The organism is Paraburkholderia sp. (assembly GCF_035948235.1).
Classification (GTDB): Bacteria; Pseudomonadota; Gammaproteobacteria; order Burkholderiales; family Burkholderiaceae; genus Paraburkholderia.
Map to the genome: position 1 here is coordinate 49,560 of NZ_DASZJJ010000220.1, position 9,675 is coordinate 59,234.

9 protein-coding genes are annotated in these 9,675 nt (G+C 64.0%); 8 read left to right on the forward strand and 1 reads right to left on the reverse strand.

All coding sequences use genetic code 11. The features are described 5' to 3' along the window. The 8 genes from VG320_RS19055 to VG320_RS19090 all read left to right on the forward strand — a co-directional run bounded on the left by VG320_RS19055 (position 1) and on the right by VG320_RS19090 (position 8,781). Positions 1-978 (forward strand): ABC transporter substrate-binding protein, encoded by a 978-nt coding sequence (locus VG320_RS19055; RefSeq protein ID WP_414696074.1) that lies wholly within the window; start codon positions 1-3, stop codon positions 976-978. Positions 979-1,105: 127 nt separating this feature from the next. Further along, the gene (locus VG320_RS19060) at positions 1,106-2,626 is read left to right on the forward strand and encodes a sugar ABC transporter ATP-binding protein (RefSeq protein ID WP_327201639.1); all 1,521 of its coding nucleotides are present in this window, start codon (positions 1,106-1,108) and stop codon (positions 2,624-2,626) included. Further along, entirely contained in the window at positions 2,623-3,681 is a 1,059-nt protein-coding gene (locus VG320_RS19065; protein WP_327201640.1) for an ABC transporter permease, read from the forward strand. Before VG320_RS19060 ends, VG320_RS19065 begins: the two co-directional genes overlap by 4 nt. Before the next feature lie 46 nt (positions 3,682-3,727). After that, on the forward strand, positions 3,728-4,861 hold the full coding sequence (gene yjfF, locus VG320_RS19070; RefSeq protein ID WP_327201641.1) for a galactofuranose ABC transporter, permease protein YjfF: 1,134 nt from the start codon (positions 3,728-3,730) through the stop codon (positions 4,859-4,861). Positions 4,862-5,067: 206 nt separating this feature from the next. Beyond that, positions 5,068-6,189, forward strand: coding sequence for a sugar ABC transporter substrate-binding protein (locus VG320_RS19075; protein ID WP_327201642.1), 1,122 nt, complete (start codon positions 5,068-5,070; stop codon positions 6,187-6,189). Further along, complete coding sequence (locus tag VG320_RS19080) at positions 6,189-7,196, forward strand: ABC transporter permease (protein ID WP_327201643.1); 1,008 nt, start codon at positions 6,189-6,191, stop codon at positions 7,194-7,196. The genes VG320_RS19075 and VG320_RS19080 overlap by 1 nt, the downstream gene beginning before the upstream one ends. Beyond that, on the forward strand, positions 7,196-8,008 hold the full coding sequence (locus tag VG320_RS19085) for an ATP-binding cassette domain-containing protein (protein ID WP_327201644.1): 813 nt from the start codon (positions 7,196-7,198) through the stop codon (positions 8,006-8,008). Before VG320_RS19080 ends, VG320_RS19085 begins: the two co-directional genes overlap by 1 nt. 47 nt (positions 8,009-8,055) lie before the next feature. Further along, positions 8,056-8,781: a FadR/GntR family transcriptional regulator gene (locus tag VG320_RS19090; RefSeq protein ID WP_327201645.1), complete on the forward strand. Its 726-nt coding sequence runs from the start codon at positions 8,056-8,058 to the stop codon at positions 8,779-8,781. Here VG320_RS19090 and VG320_RS19095 read toward each other — a convergent pair. After that, positions 8,782-9,675 (reverse strand): DUF5672 family protein (locus VG320_RS19095; RefSeq protein WP_327201646.1); only part of this gene is annotated, 894 nt, incomplete at its 5' end.

Here is a 9,675-nt window from a genome sequence, read left to right on the forward strand (position 1 = left end):
ATGAAACTGGCAACTCGCATGGTGAGCGGGTTCGTCGCGGCGGCGGCGGCCTTTTCAGTCCTTTCCCTGGCATCGGGCGTAGCCCATGCCGAAGACAAGCAGATTACGCTGGGTTTTGCCCAGGTGGGCGCGGAAAGCGCCTGGCGCACCGCCAATACCGTTTCGGTCAAGGCCGCCGCGAAGGACGCCGGCATCAATCTCAAGTTCTCGGACGCCCAGCAGAAGCAGGAAAACCAGATCAAGGCGATCCGCTCGTATATCGCGCAGAAAGTCGATGTGATCGCGTTCTCGCCCGTGGTCGAATCGGGCTGGGAGCCGGTGCTGCAGGAAGCGAAGCGCGCGAAAATCCCCGTGATCCTCACGGACCGCAACATCGACGTGAAGGATCAATCGCTCTACGTCACGATGATCGGCTCGGACTTCATGGAAGAAGGCCGTCGCGCGGGCAAGTGGCTTGAAGATCACTACAAGAACAATCCCGGCCCGATCAATATCGTCGAATTGCAAGGCACGGTCGGCTCCGCGCCGGCCAACGACCGCCACGCGGGCCTGATCGAGATCATCAAGAACGATCCGAAGTTCAAGATCATCGCGTCGCAAAGCGGCGACTTCACGCTCGCGGGCGGCAAGCAGGTGATGGAGGCGTTCGCCAAGACCTACGGCAACAAGATCAACGTGGTGTATGCGCATAACGACGACATGGCGCTCGGCGCGATCCAGGCTATGGAAGAAGCCGGCATGAAGCCGGGCAAGGATCAGGCCGTGGTCTCGTTCGACGCCACCAAGGGCGGCTTCGAGGCGATGATCGCCGGCAAGATGAACGTCGACGTGGAATGCAGCCCGCTGCTCGGGCCGCAGTTGATGAGCGCCGTGAAGGATGTGGTGGCGGGCAAGCAGTTGCCCAAGCGCATCGTGACCAACGAAACCGTGTTCCCGATGGATGTTGCAGCGCAAACGCTGCCGTCGCGCAAGTATTGAGTGGCAGGTGGGGGTTGCAGTACATCCGCAGTAAGTGGCGCGTGTCACGGGCACTACGACGTGACACGCGCCATGATGTTTTCTCAAGCCAATTAGTTAGCACTTCGTTCTTTTCCGGTGCCTGCCCATGAGCGCAACGCCGCTACTCGAAACCGTTGGCCTGTCGCGAACCTTCCCCGGCGTGCGTGCGCTCGACCGGGTCGATTTTCGTCTGTTCCCCGGCGAGATTCACACGCTGATGGGTCAGAACGGCGCGGGCAAATCCACCCTCATCAATGTGCTGACCGGTGTGCATGAACCGGAAGCCGGCGAAATCCGTCTGGCCGGTCAGGCGGTGCGTTTTTCGACGCCACAGGAAGCTGAAGCTGCGGGCATTCAGACGCTCTATCAGGAGGTCAATCTCTGCCCCAATCTTTCGGTGGCCGAGAATATCTTCGCGGGCCGCCAGCCGCGCCGGCGCGGTCTGATCGACTGGAAAACGATCCACCGGCGCGCGGCGGAAGCTCTGGCACAGCTCAATCTCTCGCTCGATGTCACGCAGTCGCTCGACACTTACCCCATTGCGATGCAGCAAATGGTGGCGATCGCGCGCGCCGTGTCGGTCGATGCGCGCATCCTGATTCTCGACGAGCCGACTTCGAGCCTCGACGAAGGCGAAGTCGCGCGTCTTTTCGACGTGCTGCGCAAGCTCAAGGCATCCGGCATTGCCATTCTCTTCGTCACGCATTTTCTGGAGCAGACCTACGCGATCTCGGACCGCATCACGGTGATGCGCAACGGCGAGCGCGAAGGCGAATATCCCGCCGCAGATTTGCCGGTGCAAACGCTGGTCGCAAAGATGGTAGGACTCCAGAATGCAGGCGAACGGCTGACCCAGGCCGAAGCGCCGCGCGACGCCGACTCCCCCGCCAACACGCAGGCGCCCTACCTCGCCGCGCAAGGCGTAGCGCGGCGCGGCGTGCTCAATCCGCTCGATCTGGAAGTGCAGCCTGGCCAGATTCTGGGCCTCGCGGGCCTGCTGGGGTCCGGGCGCACGGAAACGGCGCGTCTGCTGTTCGGCGCGGACAAGGCCGACGCGGGCGCACTGCGTATCGACGGCAAGACGGTCAAGCTGTCCTCGCCGCGCGACGCGGTCAAGCATGGCATGGCCTATTGCCCCGAAGACCGCAAGAAAGAAGGCATCGTCGCCGATCTGTCGATCCGCGAAAACATCGTGCTCGCGCTGCAGGCACAGCGAGGTTGGTGGCGCATGATCAGCCGCGCGCGCCAGCGCGAACTCGCCAATCGATACATCGAGCAGCTAGGCATCAAGGCACGCGACGCGGAGCAGCCCATCGGCCTGCTGTCGGGCGGCAACCAGCAGAAAGTGCTGCTCGCAAGGTGGCTGGCGACCGAACCGCGCCTTTTGATACTCGACGAACCCACGCGCGGCATCGACGTCGCCGCCAAGTTCGAGATCATGGACCGCGTGCGCGCACTCTGTGCGAAGGGGCTGGGCATCCTGTTCATCTCGTCCGAAATCAGCGAGGTGGTGCGCGTGAGCGATCGCATTGCCGTGTTGCGCGACCGGCGCAAGGTGGCCGAACTGGCGGGCGCGTCGCGCTCGGAACACGAGGTCTACAACCTCATCGCAGGAGAGCGCCGATGAATACCCGTCCGACCTCGGGCCTGCCTTCAGGTCTGCCGAACTGGCTTGCGCTGCTGCTCCGGCATCCGCTCGTGTGGCCCGTCGTCACGCTGGTGGCGCTGTTTGCCGTGGACGTCGCGCATCGTGCGAATTTCCTCTCGATCACGCTGCTTGGCGGCCATCTGTTCGGCGCGCCCGTCGATATCCTCATGCGCGCCGCGCCGCTCGTGGTGGTTTCGCTCGGCATGACGCTCGTGATCGCCACGCGCGGCATCGATATTTCCGTGGGTGCGGTGGTCGCCATCGCGGGTGCCGCCGCCGCAACTGTGCTCGCCGACGATCCCTCGCGCGTGGGCGTGGCGTTTGGCGCGGCGCTGGCGGTCGGGCTGCTCGCGGGCATGTGGAACGGCCTGCTGGTCGCCTTCATCGGCATGCAGCCGATCATCGCCACGCTCATTCTCATGGTGGCCGGACGCGGCGTTGCGCAATTGCTCACGGGTGGGCAGATCATCCCGATTGGCGCAAAAGGCTATCTGTACGCGGGCGGCGGCTATCTCGCGCTGGTGCCCTGCGCCGTGTGGATCGCCATCGCCGTGACCGTGCTGACCGTGCTGATCGTCAACCGCACGGCGCTCGGGCTCTTTATCCGCTCGATCGGCGTGAATCCGGTGGCCGCGCGCCTGGCCGGGCTGTCGTCGCAAGCGGTGGTGTTCGGCGCGTATGCGTTCTGCGGCCTCATGGCGTCGATCGCGGGCATCCTCATCAGTTCCAACGTGCGCAGCGCGGACGGCAACAACGCGGGCCTGCTGCTCGAACTCGATGCGATTCTCGCCGTCACGCTGGGCGGCACTTCGCTTTCGGGCGGCCGCTTTAGTCTCGCGGGCACCGTGCTGGGCGCGCTCATCATCCAGACGCTCACCTACACGACCTATTCGATCGGCGTGCCGCCCGAAGCGACGCTCGTGGTCAAGGCCGTTGTCGTGCTGGTCGTGAGCGTGATCCAGTCGCCCGCCGCGCGCGCGTTCCTGGCCGCGCAACTGCGCCGCCTCGCGACGAGCCGCCGGGCGCGCGCGTGATCGCGATGAACGCGCTTTATTCAAGGACTTTTCCGGAACCTGCCGCATGAACCGTCCATCTCCTGCCACCGCTTCTGCGCCCGCCGCCTGGCGACGCGGCGTCGCCCGCTTTGTCGATCCACGCGTGCTGCCGATCGTCGTTACCGTGCTGTTGTTCGCCGCCTTGTTCGGCTTTGGCTCGGTCATGTATACGGGCTTTTTCTCGCTGCAGGTATTGTTTGGACTACTAGTCGATAACGCCTTTCTGCTGATCGTCGCTATCGGCATGACGTTTGTGATCATCTCGGGCGGCATCGATCTGTCGGTGGGGGCAGTGGTCGCGCTCACCACGATCCTTTGCGCCGTGGGCACCGAAAAGCTGCACTGGTCCGTGGCCGTGGTCGTGCCGCTGGTGCTGATACTGGGCACGCTCTATGGTGCGGCGATGGGCGCGCTGATTCACTTCTTCCGCTTGCAGCCCTTCATCATCACGCTCGCGGGCATGTTCCTCGCGCGCGGCGCCTGCTTTCTCATCACCACCGAATCTATCCAGATCAACGACGCCGGTTTTCACGCGCTCTCCGAATTCAATATCCCGGTGGTCAGCGGTTCGCTCACGACCGGCTCGCTCACCGCGCTGGCGATGCTGGCCGCCGGCATCGTGATCGCGCATTTCACGCGCTTCGGTCGCAACGTCTATGCGATCGGCGGCAACGAGCGCTCCGCGCTGCTGATGGGTCTGCCGGTCGCGCGAACCAAGATCGGCGTCTATGCGCTCTCCGGTTTTTGTTCCTCGCTGGGCGGCGTGGTGTTCACGCTGTATGTGCTCTCCGGTTACGGGCTACAGGCGCAGGGCATGGAACTCGACGCCATCGCCGCCACCGTGATCGGCGGCACGCTGCTCACGGGCGGCGTGGGTTACGTGATCGGCTCGGTGTTTGGCGTGGGCATTCTCGGCACGATCCAGACGCTCATTACCTTCGACGGCACGCTCAGCTCCTGGTGGACGCGCATCGTGATCGGCGCCCTGCTCTGCGCGTTCTGCCTGCTGCAGCGCGCCACGGAACGTCACGCGGCGCGCCGTAAATCCACCGGCAGCGGCAAGGGCGCGCCCCGTGCGAAGCGTGCGGCCCAGCAGGCGGAAACGCCGCTCGATCCGATGCAGCAGGCCCGGCTGGCTTCGCCGCCGCGCGAGGCGTGAACAATAGTCCGACTAGTTAGGGGTATACATGGATTAGGAGCCGCAACAGCCCTGCACTAAGATTTTTGCGGTACCGAACGGCACGTTACTCAGTTACTCGCGCTGCCGTGTTTCCGATCTACGCACTCCCGGTGCCGCCCTGCATCTGCACGCAATCGACAAACGTCGAGCACATCGACCCACGACAACGAGAATCGGAGGAAGACATGGCGCAGCAACGGGATGACGACAAGGACACGAACGAAACGGGCAACACGGGCCTGAACGCCACGCGGCGCGGTTTGATGCAGGGCGCCGGTCTGGGCGCGGCGCTCTCACTGATGGGCGCGCTCGGAGGCGGTGCGGGAGGTTTGATTTCCTCGGCCCAGGCGGCCGAAATGGCGTTCCCGTCGCACAAGAAGTGGAAGATCGTGTTCGTCAACCACGTCACCACGAACCCGTTCTTCGTGCCGACCCAGTACGGCATCCAGGATGCCTGTTCGATGCTCGGCATGGACTATCAGTGGACCGGCTCGGCCACGTCGGATGCGGGCGAAATGGTGCGCGCGGTCAATTCGGCGATTGCCGCCAAGGCCGATGCCATCGCCGTGCCGATCGTCGACCCCAGCGCCTTCGACAAGCCGATCCAGGCGGCCCTCGACGCGGGCATTCCGGTGTTCGCCTATAACGCCGACGCGCCGCGCGGCAAGAGCAATCCGCGCCTCGCCTACATCGGCCAGGACCTGTACCTCTCCGGCTACCAGATGGGCGAGCGCATCGCGAGCCTGATCGACAGCGGCATGGTGGCGCTGTTCATCGCCACGCCTGGCCAGTTGAACATCCAGCCGCGTCTGGACGGCGCAAGCGACGCCATCAAGAAGTCCGGCAAAAAGATCGACATCCAGACCGTGGCCACGGGCGCGACCGTCAACGAGGAACTCTCGAAGATCAAGTCGTTCTATCTGGGCCACCAGGATCTCAAGGGCATGTTCGCCGTCGATGCGGGCAGCACCCAGGGCGTTGCGCAGGTGATGAAGGAATCGAACCTGCCGTCCAAGGGCGTGCACGGCGGCGGCTTCGATCTGCTGCCCACCACCATCCAGCTCATTCACGAAGGCTTCCTCGATTTCACCATCGACCAGCAGCCCTATGTGCAGGGCTTCTATACGGTGATGGAGGCGTTCGTGTTCCTCGCCTCGGGCGGCCTGGTGGGGCCGGCCAACATCAACACGGGTCTGAAGTTCGTGACGAAGTCGACGGTCGAGCCGTATCTGAACACCTCGACGCGTTATGAAGGCAAGACCACCAAGCCGCAAATCGTGCCGATGAGCGGCGCAATCAAGTCGTGATGGACACAGTGAACGAACCCGGCAAGGTCCAAGCCCGCGCGCCCCGGCGCGCGGGTGTGTCGTGGACTTCCCACTGGGCGGCCGAACTGCGCATCCTGCTGGTGGCCGTGCTGCTGGCCGCGTACTTCGAGTTCGCCAATCACGATTTTCTGCTCACCGACGCGAGCCTCGTCAATCTCTCGCAGTTCATCGCGCCAGTGGCGATCATCGCGTTCGGCGAAATCATGCTGATGATCGGCGGCGATATCGACCTTTCGGCGGGTATGGTGTTCGCGTTCGCGCCGTTCATGATGGTGTTCGCCAACGACGCGGGCGCGCCGATGTGGCTCGCCGTGGTCGCGGGCCTCGTGGCGGCGGCGATCATCGGCTTCGTGAATGGCGCCGTGACCGTCTGGCTGCGTCTGCCCTCCTTCGTCACCACGCTCGGTACGCTGTTTCTGATCAACGGCATCACGCTGACCGTCTCGCGCGGCACGCCCGCGGCCACGCCCGGTTCTCCGGCGTTTTCGGCCTTCATGGGCGCGTGGGGCTATAGCGAGATTCTCTGGACCATCGCCATCGCCGTCATCATGCACACGCTGTTGCGCCACACGCGCTGGGGTCTGCATACCCAGGCGGCGGGCGCGAACCCGCTGGGCGCGAGCGAAGCGGGCATTCATGTGAACCGGCTGCGCCTCGGCAACTTCGTGCTGGCCGCCGTGCTCGCGGGTCTGACCGGCATTCTGGAAGGCTTTCGCATCACCTCGATCGACCCGCAGGCGGGCGGCAACCAGATCATGTTTCTCGCGGTGGCTGCAGCCGTGATCGGCGGCACGCCGCTCACCGGCGGCTCGGGCACGATCGTGGGCGGGCTGATCGGCGCGGCGGTGCTGGGCATCCTCAACGACGGCTTCACGCTCATCGGCATCAACGCCTTCACGTTCAATATCATCCTGGGCGCCGCGATTCTCGCCGCGATGATCTTCAACATCCACGTCGGCCGTATTCGCCGCAAGGGAGGCCGCTGATGGACGAATCGCAGGCTTTCTCCCCTCCCGCCAGCGCGGGTCCCGAAGCCTCGCTCGCGCTGCGCGGCGACAAGCTCGTCAAGCGCTTTGGCGCCGTCACGGCGCTCGACGGCGTGTCGCTCACGCTCGGCCAGGGGGAAATTCTCGGCATTCTGGGCGATAACGGCGCCGGTAAATCCACGCTCGTGAAGATCCTCACGGGCTTTCATCAGCAGACCGACGGCACACTTTATATCGACGGCCAGCAAACGCTGCTGCGCTCCGTCGATCACGCCCGCTCGCTCGGTATCGAATGCGTTTATCAGGATCTCGCGCTGGCGAACTCGCTATCGATCTATCACAACATGTTCCTGAACCGCGAGATCGTACGGCGCGGTCCCTTCAAGCTGCTCGATCACAAGCAGATGCGCGAGCGCGCGGCGCAGTGTCTGGACGATATCGGCGTGCATGTGCCGTCCGTGGATCTGCCGGTGGAGCGGCTTTCGGGCGGTCAGCGCCAGGCGATCGCAGTGGCGCGGGCCGTCTATTCAAACGCGAAGATCCTCCTGCTCGACGAGCCGCTCGCCGCCATGGGCGCACGCGAGGCGGGTCTGATTATCGACCTCATCACGCGTCTTAAGGAAAAGGGCGGGCTATCCATTATCATGATCATGCACAACTATGCGCAGACGCTCGACATAGCGGATCGCATCATGTTGATGCAGCGGGGCCGCGTGACGTATGAACAAAAGAGCGCGCTCACTTCGGTGGCGGAGCTCATGGACATCGTGCGGCGAGAATACCGGGCGATGCGCGCCACCAGCGCGCAGTAGCCGTACACAGGGGGCATGTCTGACCGGCACGCCCGGTCGGATCATCTATGGATTACCGCAATCTAGAGAAACGCAAGAGCATGCACGCGCGCATCGTGCAGGAGATCGGCATGCAGATCGTCGGCGGCACGCTCCCGCCAGGCCAGCGTCTGCCGCCCGAACCCAGCTTGTGCGAAACCTACGGCGTGAGCCGCCCGGTGCTGCGCGAAGCAACGCGCGTGCTGGTGGCCAAGGGCCTCGTGGTGTCGAAGCCGCGCGTGGGCAGCGTGGTGCGCCCGCGCGACGAATGGCACATGCTCGACCCGGACGTGCTGTTCTGGACCGTCAACAGCCTGCCCGAAGGCGAATTCTTCCGCTCGCTCATGACGGTGCGGCAGATCATCGAGCCGGCCGCCGCCGCGCTGGCCGCGATTTCCGCCACCGACGAAGACCGCGCGCGCATTGCCGCGGCCTACGCGCGCATGGAAGCGGCCCAGACCGCCGACGACCTGCTCGCGCCCGATCTGGAGTTCCATCGCGCGATCATGGCGGCCACGCATAACGACATGCTCGGCTACATCGGCAATATGCTGTCGCTTGCGCTGGGCGAGTCGATCAAGCTGACGAGCCGGCATCCGAACACGCATGCGTTGTCGCTGCCGCGTCACAAGGCGATCCTCACGGCGATCGAGCATGGCGACGCACTCGCGGCGCGCCAGGCAAGCCTCGTGCAGCTCGACAACGCGCGCGCCGATGCGAAGTCGATACTGGGTGGAGCGACGCTGGAGAGTTGATCAGGCGGCTTCGCAGATACGCACGTAGTGTTGCGCGTACTCGCCGCCAAAGCCGATTTTCATCAGCGCGTCGACGACTTCCTGCGTATTCCAGAACGTGCGGTAACGCGCGTACATGGCTTTCACGCACGCGAACTTGTGAACCTTGCAATAGGCGACCAGCAGAAACAGCGAATCGCGCGACTTGAAAGTCCGCTCGTCGATATCGCGCATGATCGCCATCATTTCGCTGTCGTCGACGTGACGCCACATGTTGTAGGAAGCATGAAAGCCGAAAGTCGGCCGCGTGCCGGGCAAGGCTTCGTACGAGAACTGCCCAGCCACCTCGCGCGGCGCGAAGCGGATGCCGTATTGTGCCTCCAGCGTGGGACGCCATTGCTGGCAGATGGCTTCGTCCTCAACCACGTTCGGCTCGACCACGAAGCGTTCGTCGGCCAGCGCACGCAACAGGCGCGCCGAGCGCAGCGAAAATCCGCCGTTGCCAACGTCCACGCCATGCGGGCGATGCGGCCAGTGCGCGCCGATATAGTCGTACTCATAAAACGTCGGGCTCCAGCGCGAGGCGTCCAGCACGTAACCGTCCCACTGCGCGACCAGCACCCAGGGCGTGTTGATGAATTTGCCAAGCTCCTTGAGCATGAACGCCGAATAAGCCTCGCGCGAGCGCAGCGGCTCGATCGGCGCAATGCGCGCGCGCGTGGGCACGTTCTCGTGGGTGAAGAGAATGGCGTCGCCGAAGGTGCATTGCGACATCGAAATATCGAGTGCGCGGGCGGCCAGTGAAGGATTGATCGTATCGGCTGCGCAAATCGTGACGTCGCGCAGAAGTAGGGATGGATTGTCGTTCATCGAATGGAGTCGAGGATAGGTGAGCGACAGGCGTCGCCTGCGATT

Coding starts and splice junctions, on each gene's coding strand:
- VG320_RS19075 (WP_327201642.1), top strand. CDS start 5,068: ATGGCGCAGCAACGGGATGACGACAAGGACACGAACGAAACGGGCAAC.
- VG320_RS19060 (WP_327201639.1), top strand. CDS start 1,106: ATGAGCGCAACGCCGCTACTCGAAACCGTTGGCCTGTCGCGAACCTTC.
- VG320_RS19080 (WP_327201643.1), top strand. CDS start 6,189: ATGGACACAGTGAACGAACCCGGCAAGGTCCAAGCCCGCGCGCCCCGG.
- VG320_RS19090 (WP_327201645.1), top strand. CDS start 8,056: ATGGATTACCGCAATCTAGAGAAACGCAAGAGCATGCACGCGCGCATC.
- VG320_RS19065 (WP_327201640.1), top strand. CDS start 2,623: ATGAATACCCGTCCGACCTCGGGCCTGCCTTCAGGTCTGCCGAACTGG.
- yjfF (WP_327201641.1), top strand. CDS start 3,728: ATGAACCGTCCATCTCCTGCCACCGCTTCTGCGCCCGCCGCCTGGCGA.
- VG320_RS19055 (WP_414696074.1), top strand. CDS start 1: ATGAAACTGGCAACTCGCATGGTGAGCGGGTTCGTCGCGGCGGCGGCG.
- VG320_RS19085 (WP_327201644.1), top strand. CDS start 7,196: ATGGACGAATCGCAGGCTTTCTCCCCTCCCGCCAGCGCGGGTCCCGAA.